The sequence below is a fragment of the Mesorhizobium sp. BH1-1-4 genome, assembly GCF_020165665.1.
GTDB lineage: Bacteria > Pseudomonadota > Alphaproteobacteria > Rhizobiales > Rhizobiaceae > Mesorhizobium.
On sequence record NZ_JAIUIN010000009.1, the window covers coordinates 1 to 15,670 of the forward strand.

General features: G+C 65.2%; 18 protein-coding genes. 9 read left to right on the plus strand and 9 right to left on the minus strand.

The features are described 5' to 3' along the window. On the minus strand, positions 1 to 466 hold a 466-nt coding region (locus LB569_RS17055), incomplete at its 3' end, for a hypothetical protein (protein ID WP_224693298.1). Positions 467 to 749: 283 nt separating this feature from the next. On the opposite strand from LB569_RS17055, the gene LB569_RS17060 reads away from it, so the two are divergent. Beyond that, a complete protein-coding gene (locus tag LB569_RS17060) occupies positions 750 to 1,208 on the plus strand; it encodes a tRNA (cytidine(34)-2'-O)-methyltransferase (RefSeq protein WP_140704786.1) in 459 nt (152 codons plus the stop codon). 145 nt (positions 1,209 to 1,353) lie between these two features. Continuing rightward, positions 1,354 to 1,800, plus strand: a complete 447-nt coding sequence (gene soxR / locus LB569_RS17065) for a redox-sensitive transcriptional activator SoxR (protein WP_140704784.1) — start codon at positions 1,354 to 1,356, stop codon at positions 1,798 to 1,800. On the opposite strand, the gene LB569_RS17070 is transcribed toward soxR, so the two are convergent. Then, positions 1,797 to 2,054 (minus strand): hypothetical protein, encoded by a 258-nt coding sequence (locus tag LB569_RS17070; RefSeq protein ID WP_140704782.1) that lies wholly within the window; start codon positions 2,052 to 2,054, stop codon positions 1,797 to 1,799. The two genes, soxR and LB569_RS17070, sit on opposite strands and share 4 nt — an antisense overlap. Before the next feature lie 132 nt (positions 2,055 to 2,186). Here LB569_RS17070 and hemF point away from each other — a divergent pair, with 132 nt between their 5' ends. From hemF to LB569_RS17085, 3 genes are all read left to right on the plus strand, one after another. Then, positions 2,187 to 3,101 (plus strand): oxygen-dependent coproporphyrinogen oxidase, encoded by a 915-nt coding sequence (gene hemF, locus LB569_RS17075; RefSeq protein ID WP_224693299.1) that lies wholly within the window; start codon positions 2,187 to 2,189, stop codon positions 3,099 to 3,101. A gap of 304 nt (positions 3,102 to 3,405) precedes the next feature. Next, entirely contained in the window at positions 3,406 to 3,666 is a 261-nt protein-coding gene (locus LB569_RS17080; protein WP_140704777.1) for a DUF1344 domain-containing protein, read from the plus strand. Between the two features lie 186 nt (positions 3,667 to 3,852). Further along, entirely contained in the window at positions 3,853 to 4,038 is a 186-nt protein-coding gene (locus LB569_RS17085; protein ID WP_027047304.1) for a DUF1059 domain-containing protein, read from the plus strand. A 79-nt stretch (positions 4,039 to 4,117) separates the two neighbouring features. Here LB569_RS17085 and LB569_RS17090 read toward each other — a convergent pair whose 3' ends face one another. From LB569_RS17090 to LB569_RS17100, 3 genes are read right to left on the minus strand one after another with little or no spacing between them, the layout of a single operon-like run. Beyond that, positions 4,118 to 5,383 carry a CCA tRNA nucleotidyltransferase gene (locus tag LB569_RS17090; RefSeq protein WP_224693300.1) on the minus strand — a complete coding sequence of 422 codons (1,266 nt, stop codon included), beginning with the start codon at positions 5,381 to 5,383 and terminating at the stop codon, positions 4,118 to 4,120. Further along, positions 5,380 to 6,012 (minus strand): CoA pyrophosphatase, encoded by a 633-nt coding sequence (locus LB569_RS17095; protein WP_224693301.1) that lies wholly within the window; start codon positions 6,010 to 6,012, stop codon positions 5,380 to 5,382. The genes LB569_RS17090 and LB569_RS17095 overlap by 4 nt, the downstream gene beginning before the upstream one ends. Then, positions 6,012 to 6,641 (minus strand): DUF1285 domain-containing protein, encoded by a 630-nt coding sequence (locus tag LB569_RS17100; RefSeq protein ID WP_224693466.1) that lies wholly within the window; start codon positions 6,639 to 6,641, stop codon positions 6,012 to 6,014. The genes LB569_RS17095 and LB569_RS17100 overlap by 1 nt, the downstream gene beginning before the upstream one ends. Positions 6,642 to 6,797: 156 nt before the next feature. Between LB569_RS17100 and LB569_RS17105 the strand changes: the two genes are divergently transcribed. From LB569_RS17105 to LB569_RS17120, 4 genes are all read left to right on the plus strand, one after another. Then, entirely contained in the window at positions 6,798 to 7,802 is a 1,005-nt protein-coding gene (locus LB569_RS17105) for an AAA family ATPase (RefSeq protein WP_224693302.1), read from the plus strand. Next, positions 7,802 to 8,716, plus strand: a complete 915-nt coding sequence (locus tag LB569_RS17110; RefSeq protein WP_224693303.1) for a DUF58 domain-containing protein — start codon at positions 7,802 to 7,804, stop codon at positions 8,714 to 8,716. Before LB569_RS17105 ends, LB569_RS17110 begins: the two co-directional genes overlap by 1 nt. Beyond that, positions 8,713 to 11,535 carry a DUF4159 domain-containing protein gene (locus LB569_RS17115; RefSeq protein WP_224693304.1) on the plus strand — a complete coding sequence of 941 codons (2,823 nt, stop codon included), beginning with the start codon at positions 8,713 to 8,715 and terminating at the stop codon, positions 11,533 to 11,535. The genes LB569_RS17110 and LB569_RS17115 overlap by 4 nt, the downstream gene beginning before the upstream one ends. Before the next feature lie 63 nt (positions 11,536 to 11,598). After that, positions 11,599 to 13,671, plus strand: coding sequence for a hypothetical protein (locus LB569_RS17120; RefSeq protein WP_224693305.1), 2,073 nt, complete (start codon positions 11,599 to 11,601; stop codon positions 13,669 to 13,671). 240 nt (positions 13,672 to 13,911) lie between these two features. On the opposite strand, the gene clpS is transcribed toward LB569_RS17120, so the two are convergent. The 4 genes from clpS to LB569_RS17140 all read right to left on the minus strand — a co-directional run bounded on the left by clpS (position 13,912) and on the right by LB569_RS17140 (position 15,452). After that, complete coding sequence (clpS, locus tag LB569_RS17125) at positions 13,912 to 14,217, minus strand: ATP-dependent Clp protease adapter ClpS (RefSeq protein ID WP_140734332.1); 306 nt, start codon at positions 14,215 to 14,217, stop codon at positions 13,912 to 13,914. Positions 14,218 to 14,345: 128 nt separating this feature from the next. After that, the gene (locus tag LB569_RS17130; protein ID WP_224693306.1) at positions 14,346 to 14,660 is read right to left on the minus strand and encodes a hypothetical protein; all 315 of its coding nucleotides are present in this window, start codon (positions 14,658 to 14,660) and stop codon (positions 14,346 to 14,348) included. 159 nt (positions 14,661 to 14,819) lie between these two features. After that, positions 14,820 to 15,113 carry a hypothetical protein gene (locus LB569_RS17135; RefSeq protein WP_140704760.1) on the minus strand — a complete coding sequence of 98 codons (294 nt, stop codon included), beginning with the start codon at positions 15,111 to 15,113 and terminating at the stop codon, positions 14,820 to 14,822. Between the two features lie 39 nt (positions 15,114 to 15,152). After that, positions 15,153 to 15,452, minus strand: coding sequence for a hypothetical protein (locus tag LB569_RS17140; RefSeq protein ID WP_224693307.1), 300 nt, complete (start codon positions 15,450 to 15,452; stop codon positions 15,153 to 15,155). Between the last annotated feature and the right edge of the window lie 218 nt (positions 15,453 to 15,670).

Below are 15,670 nucleotides of genomic sequence, written 5' to 3' on the forward strand. Positions count from 1 at the left end.
CTCCGGAATCATCCGGAGCGTCGGCCCTGCTTCGCGCTATATAGGAGTTCGCCGGCTTTTCGCCGACAGGCATCTTTGTCGATCCTGACGACACGGCACCACCGGTCCGGCTTTTCGCGCCCGGCCGGATCAGCCGGATGATGCGGCGCACCAGCGAAGGCCGGCCCGGGTCGGGGACCGCGCGCGAGAAATCGACGTCCGGCAGCATGCCGCGATGCGGACGGCGGCGCACTTCGGCATGGACCGCCGACGAATAGGTCTCGCCGATCAACAGCGCCCAGGTCGGCAGCCGGTGGATATGCAGGCTCCTCGAGCCCGGTATTCTGTAGGGATCGAACATCGGTCCGTCCTCCGTGTTGAAATAGAGATAGAAAGGATGATCGACATCGTGCCGCGGGATCGGCGGCGGATCAGTCGGAACGCGTTGGGACGGGGCCATCGGCCCCTTCGGCAGCTTGAAAAACATCGCAGGATTCCTTCGAAGACCAGGGTATGGTTTCGGCGGAGATCGGTGCGGAAGTGCCTAAAAGATCAGGAGAAACGTCGTACCGAAACCGCCAGGGCGCAGTTGAGCCCACGGGTGGGGCGCTGGATGTGCATGGTCATCATGAATTACCCCTCCTTCGGTTCGGGTTGACAATGCTGGTCGTATACTCGACTTCGAAAAAAATGGCCACCCGCGGGTCCAGGAATTTCCAAAACCAGGGAGCCGCTGTGGCCGATCTGCCACTTATTAGAAGGACGCGGAAGTGAACAATGGTCTCCGCATCGCGCTCTACCAGCCGGACATTGCCGGCAATACCGGGACAATCCTGCGCTTCGCCGCGTGCCTCGGCCTTGGCGTCGACATCATCGAGCCTGCCGGCTTTCCGCTTTCCGACAAGGCGCTGAAACGTGCCGGCATGGACTACCTCGAAATGGCCGCCCTGACCCGGCATGTCGACTGGAACGCCTTCGAGGCGTGGCGCAAGGCCCGCGCGGACCGGCTGGTGCTGCTGTCGACCAAGGCCGCGATCCCCTACACCGACTTCAGCTTCACCGACCGCGACATCCTGCTGTTTGGCCGCGAATCCGCGGGCGTGCCGGATCCAGTCCATCAGGCGGCGGATGCGCGGCTGACCATCCCGATGCAGCCCAACGCGCGCAGCATCAACGTCGCTCTTTCCGTGGCCATGGTGGCGGGCGAAGCCATCCGGCAGCTCCGCTAGAAGTTTCAGCCTCTCCTCGTCCCCAACCGTGGCGGTTTCACCAGTTATTCCGGCCCAGGCGCACATCGCCTTTCCTTTCAATTGCCCACTCGATATTTCCTGGCTACAAGCTCAACTTAAGTTGAGGTCAAGCGGAAAGTGAGACATGGCTCCGATAATGGAATTGACGGTCGGCCAGGTGGCCAGGCGCAGCGGTGTCGCGGTGTCGGCGCTGCATTTCTACGAGACGCGCGGCCTGATCCGCAGCCATCGCACGTCGGGCAACCAGCGCCGCTACGGCCGCGACGTCCTGCGGCGCGTGGCCGTCATCAGGATTGCCCAGGAGGTCGGCATCTCACTGGCCGACATCGGGGCCGCGCTGGCGGCGCTTCCCGAAGGCCGCACGCCGACGCGTGACGACTGGAGCCTGCTTTCAAGTGCCTGGCGCGACGAACTCGACCACAAGATCGCCCAGATGAAGAAACTGCGCGACGGGCTGACCGACTGCATCGGCTGCGGCTGCATGTCGATCGACAAATGTCCGCTCAGGAACAAGGGTGACAGGCTGGCGCGGGAAGGAACCGGCGCGAGACGGCTGGTGGTAGGATCCTAATCCGCCGCCGGCAGCCGCCTGATCGTGAACTCGATCAGGTCGCCTGGTCGCTCGAACCAGCTTTCGATCTCGGTCCAGTAGGCCTGTTTGGGGAAGCGCTCGAACCACTCCTTGGCCTTGAGGCGGGCGTCGGAGCGCGGCAGGACGAAGGTTTCGCGCAGAAACCCGTCGCGCGGCTTGAGCTCGCGCTCGGCCCGGCTCTGGTCGAGCCTTTTCTTCAAGCCATCCAGCGGCGGTCTTGCCGGGGTGCGCACGAAGCAACTCCTTACACCCTAAATCAGACGGGACTTGACCCTGATCCCCAAGAGATTAGGGATCGCGCCGGCAAAAGACGAGTCATTTATCGGGAATCCCCGCCACGGGTGGCCCACAACCGGAGACGGCACTTGGAACGACCCGAAATACCGGCAGGCCTGCCCGCCGACATCGAAGAGAAGAAGATGAAGGCGCGGCTGTGGTTCGAGGCGCTCCGCGAGCGCATCTGCGGCGCCTTCGAGCAGATCGAGCAGGATCTCCAGGGGCCGCTGGCCTCGTGGTCGCCGGGCCGTTTCGAAAAGACGCCGTGGGAGCGCGACCAGGGCAAGGGCGGTGGCGGCACCATGTCGATGATGCATGGCCGCGTCTTCGAGAAGGTCGGCGTCCACACCTCGACCGTCCATGGCGAATTCTCGCCCGAATTCAGGAAGCAGATGCCCGGCGCCGAGGAAGACCCGCGCTTCTGGGCATCGGGCATTTCGCTGATCGCGCATCCCTGGAACCCAAACGTCCCGGCCGTGCACATGAACACGCGCATGGTGGTCACATCCAGGCAATGGTTCGGCGGCGGTGCCGACCTGACGCCGGTGCTCGACCGCCGCCGCACGCAGGACCACCCCGACACGACGGCCTTCCACCGCGCCATGCAATTCGCTTGCGAGAAGAATGCCGCCGTCGCCGACTATCCGGCATTCAAGGCCTGGTGCGACGAGTACTTCTATCTATCGCACCGCAACGAGCCGCGCGGCGTTGGCGGCATATTTTTCGACTATTTGCATTCGAGCGAGGACAGAGGCGGCTGGAATGCCGATTTCAACTTCGTCCAGGATGTCGGGCGTTCTTTTCTCGTCGTCTACGGCCACCTCGTGCGCGCCAATTTCAACGGCAACTGGACCGATGGCGACCGTGACGAACAGCTCATCCGCCGCGGCCGCTACGTCGAATTCAACCTGCTTCACGATCGCGGCACCATCTTCGGCCTGAAGACCGGCGGCAATGTCGCCTCGATCCTCTCCAGCCTGCCGCCGGAGGTGCGCTGGCCGTAACAAGACGGTGAGCGCGATGTGAGGCCGCATTGATGTCCCATTTGTCGAATCTGGGCGCCGAATGTGGCGCCAGGAATATCTTTTTCGTCTAATATCCATCTGAAAAAATTGGGTTATTTGTCACAGTTGGGTCGGGAAGCGCCGGTGGTTTGCCCCAGGGGCAATTCCGGGAAATGCAACCCGCTTTCCCCTTCGGAATTGCCTTGCAACAAGGCGAGCCGCGACTCGACGCGACCGGACGGCCCAAAGACGATGCGGATCATCCTCGTCAAGAAGGATCCCGCTCTCCCAGGAGTATATCAGCATGAGAAAGATCATCGTTTCCGCGGCCGCCGCCGCCCTTCTTGCTTCCGGTTCGGTGGCGTTCGCCGCCGTCAAGCACACCACCGGAACGGTCAAGAGCTTCGATGCGACGGCAAAGAGCCTGGTTCTCGACAATGGATCGTCTTTTACGCTTCCCGAGACTTTCAAGGATCCTGGCCTGAAGGTCGGCGAGAAGGTCAGAATTTCGTGGGACATGAGCGGCAAGGACAAGGTTGCCGAGGCAGTCAAGATCGTGAAGTGATGGCCTGCCCGATGGGCTAGCGTGAAGAGGGCGGAGCAGCGCTGCTCCGCCTTTTCAACATTGACCGCAACCAATGGCACCCCATCTGTGTTATGGCTTCCAACCCTGCCGTGATCGGAAAGCTGGTCACAGGCCAAGAAAATACCGGAGCCCGACAGGTTCCACGGAGGAAAAAGGAGAAATCCGATGAAGCAATTTCACTGCGGGTCGCTGGTTCCCGGCTGCGAGTGGCATACCCGTGCGGACGAGGAGGCCGAAGTCATGCGCCGCGCCGTCGAGCACATGCGCGAGACACATGGCGAGACGACCATCCGTGAAACGATGATCGAGGCCATCCGATCGCGCATCGAGAAAGTCCGCGACGCCGCCTGATCGACAGCCTTTCAGGCAGGGAAAGCGCCCGGCGCTTCCCCTGAAACTTGCCGCGCTCTGAACTTGCCGCGAAGAGTCCTTACCTCGCGGCCAGGGCCTGCGCGGCGCGTTCGAGCAACGCGTCGCGATCAGGTGCAAATCCGGCTTCGATCCATTCCGCCTCGATATTTTTGAGGACTTCGCCGAGTTTCGGCCCCGGCGTTGCGCCGAGCGCGGTGAGGTCGGCGCCACGTAGCGGAAATTCGGGCCTTTCCCATTTGAGCGCGAAGGCAAGCAGGCGCGAAAAGCCGCCAGCTTCGAGCAGGGCGTCATTGTCATCGACGGCGCGCACCCGCGCCGACGCCAGCGACAGCCTCAGCCGATCGACAAATCCCTGGCGGTCGCCGCGGTAGAGCCTTTTCGCCAATTCGCCCTCGGTCGTCTTCGGCTCGACTGCAGTGGAGAGCGCCCAGCGAAGCATGCGGTCGACTTCGGAGGTCGAGAACCTGAGCCTCTCGGCCAGCGTCTTCATGCGTGCCGCATCAGGCGGTACGATCGCCGCAAGCCGCAGCATCGGGTCCACCGTCCAGCCCAGGTCCTTCTCGGCCTTGGTCAGTCCGTGGATGGCATCGATGCCCCATTTCTCGCTTTCAGGCAGCGCCGCGGTCAGCACACTGGCCTGCCGCATCCAGAGCAGTGCGCGCGAGGGGTCGGGCGCCGACAGAAGTTTCTTCAGTTCCGACCAGACGCGCTCGGCCGATAGTTGGGCGAGGCCCTCCTTCAGCCGGGCGCAGGCCTTCAGGCCCTCGGCGTCCGGGCGGCCGTCGCCGTACCAGGCGAAGAAGCGGAAGAAGCGCAGGATGCGCAGATAATCCTCCCGGATGCGCGCCTCCGGGTCGCCGATGAAGCGCAGCCGGCGCGCCTCGATATCGGCGATGCCGCCGACAAGATCGACGACCCTGCCGTCGGCCTCGGCATAGAGCGCGTTGATGGTGAAATCGCGCCGCTCCGCGTCGAGCTTCCAGTCGCGCCCGAACGACACCTTCGCGCGGCGGCCATCGGTCTCGACATCGGCGCGCAAGGTGGTGATTTCATAAGGCTTGCCACCGGCGACAACCGTGATCGTACCATGCTCGATGCCGGTCGGCACCGTCTTGAAGCCTTCCGCCTCGGCGCGACGGATGGTTTCCTGCGGCAGGCAAGTGGTGGCGATGTCGATGTCGGCGACCGGCTGTCCCATGAGCGCGTTGCGCACGGCGCCGCCGGCGACACGCGCCTCTTCACCGCCTTCGCTGAGCGCGCCAAGCAGGCGCCGCAGATGCTTGTCGGTGAGCCAGTCGGCCCTGCCCGCGATCGAAACACTCACGCATAGAGCCTTTCATAGAGCGTACGGATGATCCCGGCGGTGACGCCCCAGATGCGCCGGTCGCCATAGGGCATGTCGTAGAAAAACCATTCGAGATCGTTCCACATGCGGCTGTCGCGCTTGTGGTTGGCGGGATCCATCAGGAAGCGCAGCGGCACCTCGAAGGCCGCATCGACCTCGTCGATGTTCAAGGTCAGTTGGAAAGGCGGCCGCACGATGCCGAGCACCGGCGCGATGCGGTAGCCGCTGCCAGCGACGTAATCGGGCATGCGGCCGATGATCTCGATGCGATCCTGGCCAAGGCCGATCTCCTCGAAGGTCTCGCGCAGCGCCGCCGCCTCCGGGCTTGCGTCGGTCGCATCGATCGTGCCGCCAGGGAAAGCCACTTGCCCGGAATGGTTGCGTAGTTTCTCGGCCCGTTTGGTCAGCAGGACGCTCCCCTCGCCGTCATGGTCGACCACCGGGATCAGCACCGCCGCATTGCGCAGCGGCTTGCCCGCATCGAGGCGCGGATGGCCGGGATTGAAACGATGGTCGCCATAATCGTCGCCGGCATGCGCTTGCGGCTGCGCGGCAAAGCGCGCGCGAAATTCCGCTGATGAGAACGGCGCCGGCGATGCCTGGTCCATCACGCGCTCAACCGCTTCAACTGATCCGCCGGCATGATTGGAAACACGGCACCCTTCGAGCGCACGGCGAACATCGTCTTGCCGTCGATCTCGATCTCCTCGCCATGCCCGACCAGCTCGTACATGACCGGCCGCGCCACCAGCGCCTCCAGCCGGCCGCGCACCAGCACATAGGGCTTCAGGCCGCCGGTCTCGTTCTCGTCGACGAAGCGCAGCGGCCGGTCCGTTCCTGCCTCGACAACGTCGCCGACATTGGTGCGGAAAGTGATGATCTGTTGGTCGCCACCGCCAGAAACATCCATTTCGACAGCGATGAACGGCGCGTCGGCGACGCGGATGCCGACCTTTTCCACAGGCGTCACGAGATAGGTCCTGCCGTCGTCGTCCTTGCGCAGCACCGAGGAGAAAAGCTGCACCAGCGGCATGCGGCCGATCGGCGTTCCCAGATAGAACCAGGTGCCGTCGGCCTTGATCTCCATGTCGAGATCGCCGCAAAAGTCGGGATTCCAGCGCTCGACGGGCGCCGCACCTTTGCCGGCGCGGGCCGCGCGCGAGATCAGGGCTTCCAGGCCCCGGGCCTCGGTCGCCTGCGTAAGGCTTTGTTGGCGATGTTCATCGTGTTCGCGCATCGTCACGAAATAGTCACTGTTGTTCCGCTTGTCAGCCTAAGTCTGTGATTTAAGTTCGACCATAGCCACTACGCGAGGCCGAATCGCGGCAACTTATGCTATGGTGCTGCCGTATTTCCAACCTTAGGTATCTCCAGGCAAAAGGGATCGAGCTGCATGAGCGTGATGGTCAAGGAAAGCCCGATCAGCGAAAAGGACATGGTCGCTCAGGCCGAGACGGCGCTGGCGGATATCGCCAGGATTCGCGACGGGGTCGGCCGGGTCATCTTCGGCCAGGAGAACGTCGTCGAGCGCACGCTGGTGGCGCTGCTGGCCGGCGGTCATGCGCTGCTGGTGGGTGTGCCGGGCCTGGCCAAGACCAAGCTGGTCGAGACGCTGGGCGTCGTTCTCGGCCTCGATTCGCGCCGCATCCAGTTCACGCCCGATCTGATGCCGTCCGACATTCTCGGCTCCGAGGTCATGGAGCAGGACGAGACCGGCAAGCGTTCCTTCCGCTTCATCTCCGGCCCGATCTTCGCCCAGTTGCTGATGGCCGACGAGATCAACCGTGCCTCGCCGCGCACGCAATCGGCGCTGCTGCAGGCGATGCAGGAATACCATGTCACCATCGCCGGTGCCCGCTATGACCTGCCCGCACCCTTCCATGTGCTGGCAACGCAGAACCCGCTGGAACAGGAAGGCACCTATCCGCTGCCCGAGGCCCAGCTCGACCGCTTCCTGATGCAGGTGGATATCCTCTATCCCGAAATCGAGGCCGAACGCCGCATCCTTCTGGAAACAACCGGCGTCGAGGACGCCAAGGCAACCAACGTGCTGCAGCCGGCGCGGCTGAAGGAAATCCAGACGCTGATCCGCCGGATGCCGGTGCCTGAAAGTGTTGTCGAGGCGATCCTCACCCTCGTGCGCTCGGCGCGTCCGGGGCAGGGCAATGCCGAGACCGACAAACATGTCGCCTGGGGCCCGGGTCCACGCGCCAGCCAGGCGCTGATGCTGTGCACCAGGGCCCGCGCGCTCTACGACGGACGGCTGGCGCCCTCGGTCGACGACGTCAGGGCGCTGGCCGAGCCGGTGTTGCAGCACCGCATGGCGCTGACCTTCGCCGCCCGCGCCGAGGGCACCAGCGTGCGCGACGTGGTGGCGAAACTCGTGAAAGGAATTTGATGGCGCGCATCGGCGAGGTCCAGGCTCCGGCGGCGACGCGTGACGCGCTCGCCCGCGGCCGGTTGCGGGCTTCGCTCGTGCCTGACCTGCTGGTCGAGGCGCGCCGCATCGTCAACACCGTGATCGCCGGCTGGCATGGCCGCCGCAAGCGTGGCATCGGCGAGAATTTCTGGCAGTTCCGGCCCTATGTCGAAGGAGACGCCTCGCGCATCGACTGGCGCCGCTCGGCCCGCGACGACCACACCTATGTGCGCGACCGCGAATGGGAAGCCGCCCACACGGTGTGGCTGTGGGCAGACCCCTCGCCATCCATGCTCTACAAGTCGACCGGCGCCAGTGTTTCCAAGCAGTCGCGCGCGCTGGTGCTGGCACTGGCCATGGCCGAACTTCTGTCGCGCAGCGGCGAGCGCATCGCCTGGCCTGATTTGACCGATCCGTTCACCGCCCGCAACGGCGCCGAGCGCATCGCGGCCCAGCTCATGCATGCCGGCGAATTGCCGGCCAAACCCGATCTCTCCGATATCAGGCGCTTCTGCGACATCGTCATCGTCAGCGATTTCCTCGATCCGGTCGAGGAGACAATGGCCTGGCTCGACGTGCTCGCCCGCCACGGCGTGCGCGCGCATCTGATCGAGGTCGCCGACCCGGCCGAGGAAACCTTCCCCTATGCCGGCCGCACCGAGTTCACCGATCCCGAGACCGGCGACAAGCTGACAGCCGGCCGCGCCGAGACGTTGAGCGAGGAATACCGCCTGCTCTATCGCGCCCGCCGCGAGGAACTGGCGGCCTGGTGCAAGCACCTCGGCTGGAGCTTTACCGTCAACCACACCGACCGGCTGGCGTCCGAGGCGCTGGTGCGCCTGCATATGGCGATGACCGCTGATGGTCCCTCCGCCGGGAGGGCCGTCGCATGAGCTGGCTGCCGCTGTCCTTCGGCGCCCCCATGGTGCTGTGGGGCCTGCTGGCGCTGCCGGTGATCTGGTGGTTGCTGAGGCTCACTCCGCCCAAGCCGCAGACCGAGGTCTTCCCGCCGCTGAAGATTCTCGCCCGCGTGCTGAAGCGCGAGGAGACACCGCAGCGCAGCCCCTGGTGGCTGACACTGCTCCGGCTGCTGATGGCGGCCCTCGTCGTCGCGGCATTGGCAGAACCGGTCTTCAACCCGCGCGAAAAACTGCCGGCGGAGGGTGCGGTGCTAGCGCTGGTCATCGACAATGACTGGGCCAGCGCCGCCGACTGGAACAAGCGCGTCGCCACCGCCGAGCGGCTGATCAACGACGCCGGCTCGAATGGCGTGCCGGTCGTCATCGCCTTCACCGCCGAAAAACCCAATGCGGAGATCGGCCCGTTCGATGCCGCGGCCGCGCTCGACCGGCTGCGCGCCGCCAAGCCGCGACCGATCCCGACCGACCGGCCCGCCGTCTATGCCCGCGTCGCCGGCGTGCTGGAGACCTTGCCCGGCGCCAGCGTCGCCGTGCTGGCCGATGGCCTGGCGGCAAAGGGCGACGAGGCCGCCTTCAACACGCTGTTGTCGAAAAATGCCGCCCGCGTCGTCTGGGCGGTGGCCGACCGGCTTTCCCTGACCGGCCTGACATCGGCCGAAAACCAGGTCGACGGCTTTGGCCTGACCGCCATCCGAGCACCCGGCGATCCCGCCCCGGCGCAGGTCATCGCCGGCGCCTTCGACGACAAGGGCCGCCGCATCGCTGACGCGACCTTGACCTTCGCGCCGGGCGAGGCCACCGCCACCGGCACCATGGCAGTGCCGTTCGAATTGCGCAACGACTTCGCCTCGATCGCGCTCGATGGCGAGCGGCATGCGGGCGCCGTGCGCGTGCTCGACGAAAGCTCCAAGCGCCGCCGCGTCGGCTTGCTGTCGCAGGCCGAGGCCGACCAGGCGCAGCCGCTTCTGTCGCCGCTCTACTACATCAGGCGCGCGCTGCAGCCCTTCGCCGATCTGGTCGAACCCTCCAGCGCCGATCTCGCCGACGCCATCCCGCAGATCCTCGACCAGAAGCCGGCGATGATCGTCATGGCCGATATTGGCACCATTCCCGCGCAGGTCCGGCAAAGGCTGGTCGACTGGGTCGACAATGGCGGCACGCTGGTGCGTTTCGCCGGCTCGCGGCTGGCGGCCGCCGGCAATGACGACGATTTGCTGCCGGTCCGCCTGCGCACCGGGGAACGTTCGCTGGGCGGCGCGCTGTCATGGACATCGCCGCAGCCGGTCACCGAATTTCCCAAGGCCGGTCCGTTCGCCGACCTGGCGCCGCCGACCGAGGTGACGGTGACCCGGCAGGTGCTGGCCGAGCCGACACCCGATATCGTCGAGCGCACCTGGGCGGCCCTTGCCGATGGTACGCCGCTGGTCACCGGGCTGAAGAAGGGCAAGGGCACGCTGGTGCTGTTCCATGTCACGCCCGAGGCGACCTGGTCGAACCTGCCGATCTCGGGCAGTTTTGTCGAGATGCTGCGCCGTATCGTGCAGCTGTCGCGCAACCAGGGCGCGGCGATCGCCAATGCCGAAGCAGCCGCCACCTCGCTCGCCCCCTACCGCATGATCGCGGCCGACGGCTCGCTGGTGCCGCCGACGCCGGATGCACGACCGCTGGTCCCGGGCGCGGGCGCACTGCCGGTGACCTTCGAGAATCCGCCCGGCCTCTATGGCTCGGAAACCGGCGTCTTCGCTCACAACCTGCTCGACGCCGCGAGCACGTTCGAGCCGCTGGCGCGCCCGCAAGTGACGGTGCCGGTCACAACCATCCAGTATGCCTTTGACGAATCGCGAAATTTGAAGGGCGGGCTGGTTGCGGCGGCCCTGCTTTTGATGCTGCTCGACACGCTGGCGGTGTTGTGGATGGGCGGCCTGTTTTCGCGCCGGCCGCGCCGCGCCGGCGCCGCTGCAACCGCCGCCGCCATGTTGATTGCGCTTGGCGCGCTGTTCGGCCAGGCCGACCTTGCCCGCGCCGACGATGCCAAACCGGGTGACCAGGCCGCAATCGAGGCGATTTCGAAAACCCGTATCGCCTATGTGCTGACCGGCGTGCCGGGTGTCGATTCGATCAGCCGCGCCGGGCTCGAGGGCCTGACCCGCTTCCTGATCGAGAAGACCGCATTGGAACCCGGGGCTCCGGCCGGCGTCGACATTTCCAAGGACGAGTTGTCCTTCTATCCGCTGATCTACTGGCCGATCGACCCTGCGGCACCGATGCCGAGCCAGGCCGCGATCGCCCGCATCGACGCGTATATGCAGCAGGGCGGCACCGTGCTGTTCGACACGCGCGACCAGTTCGCCAACGGCATCGGCGCCGATTCCACCAGCCCGGCGACCGAGCGGCTGCGCGACATCCTCGGCAACCTCAACGTGCCGCCGCTGGAGCCGGTGCCGTCGGACCATGTGCTGACCAAGTCCTTCTTCATCCTGCCCGAATTTCCCGGCCGCTTCGCCGGCAGCCCGCTCTGGGTCGAGGCATCGCTCGATGCCAGCAATGCCGACAACCGGCCGGTGCGCACTGGCGATGGCGTCTCGCCGATCATGATCACCGCCAATGATTTCGCCGGTGCCTGGGCGGTAGACGAGAATGGCGATCCGCTGCTGCCGACCGTGCCGAACGATCCGATGCAGCGGGTCTACGCGCTGCGCGCCGGCGTCAACATCATGATGTACATGCTGACCGGCAATTACAAATCCGACCAGGTGCATGTTCCCATCCTGCTCGAACGGCTGGGGCAGTAGGGCGATGTGCTATCTCGCGCCCCTCACGATGATCGCTCCTCCCCCGACGCGGGAGGATAGGGCATGAACTGGTCGATCTCCTTCGAACCGCTTCTATCCTGGCCGCTTCTGGCCCTGGTGCTGTTGCCGTTGGCGCTGCTGGCGCTCGTTGGCCTGTGGTTTCGCCAGCGCGGCGCGGTGTTGCGCTTCGTCGCTTTGCTGGCACTCGCCGCCGCTTTGTTCAATCCGGTGTTCCTCAATGAGGAGCGCGAACCGCTGAAGAGCGTCGTCGCACTGATCGTCGACCGCAGCCAAAGCCAGGACATCGGCGAACGGACGAAACAGACCGACGAGGCGCTGGCCGGCCTGCAGCAGCGCCTTGGCCGCTTCAAGCAGTTCGACGTCCGCGTCGTCGAGGCTGGCAAGTCCGAGGCCGCAGAGGAACGCACGGCGACCCGGCTGTTCGGCGCGCTTGAAGGCGCCTTCCGCGACGTGCCGCCCTCACGCGTCGGCGGCGCCATCATGATCACCGATGGCGAGGTGCATGACGCGCCCGCCGGTACCCCCGAATTCAACGCCCCGCTGCACGCCCTGATCACCGGCAACGAGCATGAGAAGGACCGCCGCATACGTTTCGAGAACGCGCCGCGTTTCGGCCTCGTCGGCAAGCCGCTCGACATGAGCTACCGCGTCATCTCGACCGAAAACGAGACCGCACCGGTCGATGTGCGCGTCTCGGTCAATGGCGAGCAGGTTTCGGTCGAGCATGCCATTGTCGGCCAGGCCATGCCGCTGCAGGTGACCATCCCGGGTGCCGGCCGCAACATCATCGAACTCGCCATCGACCGCGAGCCGGGCGAACTGACCGACACCAACAACCGCGCCATCGCGCTGGTCGACGGCATCCGCGAGAACCTGCGCGTGCTGCTCGTTTCGGGTGAGCCGCATGCCGGCGAGCGCACATGGCGCAACCTGTTGAAATCCGACGCCTCGGTCGATCTCGTCCATTTCACCATCCTGCGGCCGCCGGAAAAGCAGGACGGCACGCCGATCAATGAATTGTCGCTGATCGCCTTCCCGACCCGCGAGCTGTTCGTCGAGAAGATCAAGGATTTCGACCTCATCATCTTCGACCGCTACCAGCATCGCGACGTGCTGCCGATCCTCTATTACGACTACATCTCCGAATATGTCGAAAAGGGCGGCGCGCTGCTGATCGCCGCCGGCCCCGAATATGCCGGCGAGGCGTCGATCGCGCGCACGCCGCTGATGTCGGCCCTGCCGGCGATGCCGACCGGCGAAGTGGTCGACAAGGCGTTCTATCCGCGCCTGACCGACCTCGGCCAACGTCATCCGGTGACGCGCGGCCTCGACGGTTCGGCCACCGAGCCGCCGCATTGGAGCCGCTGGTTCCGCACCATCGGCGTCCAGAATCCGCAAGGCGAAGTGGTGATGAAGGGGGCTGACAACCGGCCCCTGCTGCTGCTCGACCGCAAGGGCGAAGGCCGCGTCGGCATGCTTCTGTCGGACCAGGGCTGGCTGTGGGCCCGCGGCTTCGAGGGCGGCGGCCCGCATGTCCAGCTCTACCGGCGCATCGCCCACTGGCTGATGAAGGAGCCCGAACTCGAGGAAGAGCGGCTGACCGCCGAGGGACGCGGCATGGTGCTGGAGATCCGCCGCCAGACGATGGCCGACGATCCCGGCCCGGCGCAGATCATCACCCCGTCCGGCAAGACGCTCACCGTCAAGCTCGACAAATCCGAACCCGGTGTCTTCCTCGGCAGCGTCCAGACCAGCGAGATCGGCCTCTTCCAGGTCGCCAATGGCGATCTCACCGCGCTCGCCCATGTCGGACCGGTCAACGCGCCGGAGTTCGCCGACGTCGTCTCCACGCCGGACCGGCTGAAGGCACCGGCGGAAGCGACCGGCGGCAGCGTGCGCCGGCTGGCCTCGTCCGCGGGCAGCGCTGTGACGCTGCCTTCCATCGTGCCGGTGCGTTCGGCCGGCGAAGCGTCGGGCAGCGACTGGATCGGCCTGCGCACCACCGATGACAGCGTGCTGAAGGCCGTGTCGCGCGTGCCGCTGTTCGGCGGCTTCCTCGGCCTCGGCCTGCTGCTCCTGGCGATGGGCTCGATGTGGTACCGCGAGGGAAGATAGCGAGGCGTTTTTTCCTACTCTCCGTTCACGGGGAGAAGGTGCCCGGAGGGCTGATGAGGGGCAACGCTGAATTCGCGTGATCAGCGATCCGCTGTGCGCACTCGTCTGAACGATTTTCACCCTACGGCGCCGCCGCTCATTGTCCTGCCGGACATTTCTCCCCGTATAGTGACTGGGAGAAAGATGCCGTCGCGAATGGTTTCGCCATTGCCAGCGTTCAGAAGGGACCAAGTCCCTCCCCTACTCCTCCGGCTCAGTCGTGAACAGCAGCGGATAGCCCTTGGCCTTGCCGGCGTCGGTGGCCCGCGTCGCCTTGGTCTCGGCGACATCCCTGGTGAAGACCGCGACCACGCAGACGCCGTGCCGGTGCGCGGTGATCATCACCCGGTGCGCCTGGTCCTCCGAGAGTTTGAACTCGCCCTTCAGCACCGTCACCACGAATTCTCGCGGCGTGAAATCGTCATTGACGAGGATGACCTTGTAGAGCTTCGGCCGTTCGGTCTGCGGCTTGACCTTTACGCGTGGTTTTGTGGTGATTTCAGGCATCCGAACCGACAGTCTGCGATCGAGCTCAAGGCCGCATTCTGCCACGGGCGGCAGCCATCGTCCATTTGCGGACCGTCGGCGGGCGGGCCCGGTCCTTCACTGTCATGTGGGAAATAGTCGGTCGCGGTTCAACGGCCCTGACGGCCGAGGATGCGCCGATTTGCGCCGGCGTCGGCCCGGCGTTCCATCCAGGCCGCGATCGGCCACCCGGCGACGCAGATCAGCGTCACGCCGGCAAGCACGATCAGCAGCCATGTCTGCGTCGGGGTGATGTAGTCCCAGTTGCTGGAAATCGCTGGCGCGAACAGCGAAGGCTCGGTGCGCCCGCTCGCCGGATCCGGCACCGGGCTGGCGGAGAACAGGATCAGCACCCTGGCGACACCGGTGGCTACAAGGCCGCCGATGACCATCGAGCGCAAAATGGACGAAAGCCGCTTCTTCATGCGGATTGCCCTACAAGGCCGGCGTTGAAAACGGGTTAAGCACGATCGAGATGCGTGGCTGGAAGCTGGCGGTGTTCAACTCATCGGCCATGCCCCTGGCAGAAGGCCGCCCCAGCCGGTGCGGCTGGAACGGCCTGATAGAACGAACCTCGAAGCCGATCAGGGCTTCTTCGGAGCGGCCTTGGCGGGGGCCATCTTCGCGGGAGCCGCCATCGCGGGCGCCTTCTTGACCGGGCACTTGTGCTTCTTGGTCACCTTGCAGACGGTCTTCTTGGCGACCTTCTTCGGAGCAGCCTTGGCCGGAGCCGCGGTCGTCGCGGCAGCAGCCGGTGCGGTGGTCGTGGTGGCAGCAGCCGGGGCAGCGGTCGTGGTGGCGGCTGCGTTGCCGAGAACCGGCATCGAGAATGCGAGAGCGACGGCGAGACCAAGGGCGGACAGGATGGACTTTTTCATGGCTTCGTTTTTCCTTTTAATGCGGGTCGGTTTTGAGTGTCACTGGACCGGGTCGTTCGGTGCCACTCCAAGCAGCTTCAAAGCGTTGGCGAGCATCCGGATGCCCTGCGCCTGTTTCTTGGCGGCGCAGTACCGGTTACCCTTTCTCTGAAGTGCCTTTGCCGCGGTGACCTGCGTTGCCGTGGCATGCGTTTCGAGGGCTTCATCAAACTGGTGGCTGAGATTGGCGCACCGTTCGCTCCGGGTGAGCGGCGCCTTTGCGTCCGATTGTCCGACAGCGGCGGCGACCAGGCCTAGGCCCAGCAACGCACCCAACAAACTGATCGACAAACTTGGCATCGGTTTATCCGTGAACCCGGAGACTAGCGTCGCAGCCGATAACCTGACCGCCACAGCACCGTTATGCCGCCCTACCTTTTCAGGAGTTTTTCCCGATTGTAGAATTTTGTTTCTGGATTGTGTCTGGCAGGCCGAGCTTGGCTGCTGCTTTCCAGTGGAGAAGGCGCAATTCATTCTCCCTTGAAAAGCAAGGCACTGGCCAACATATGGCCCGAATT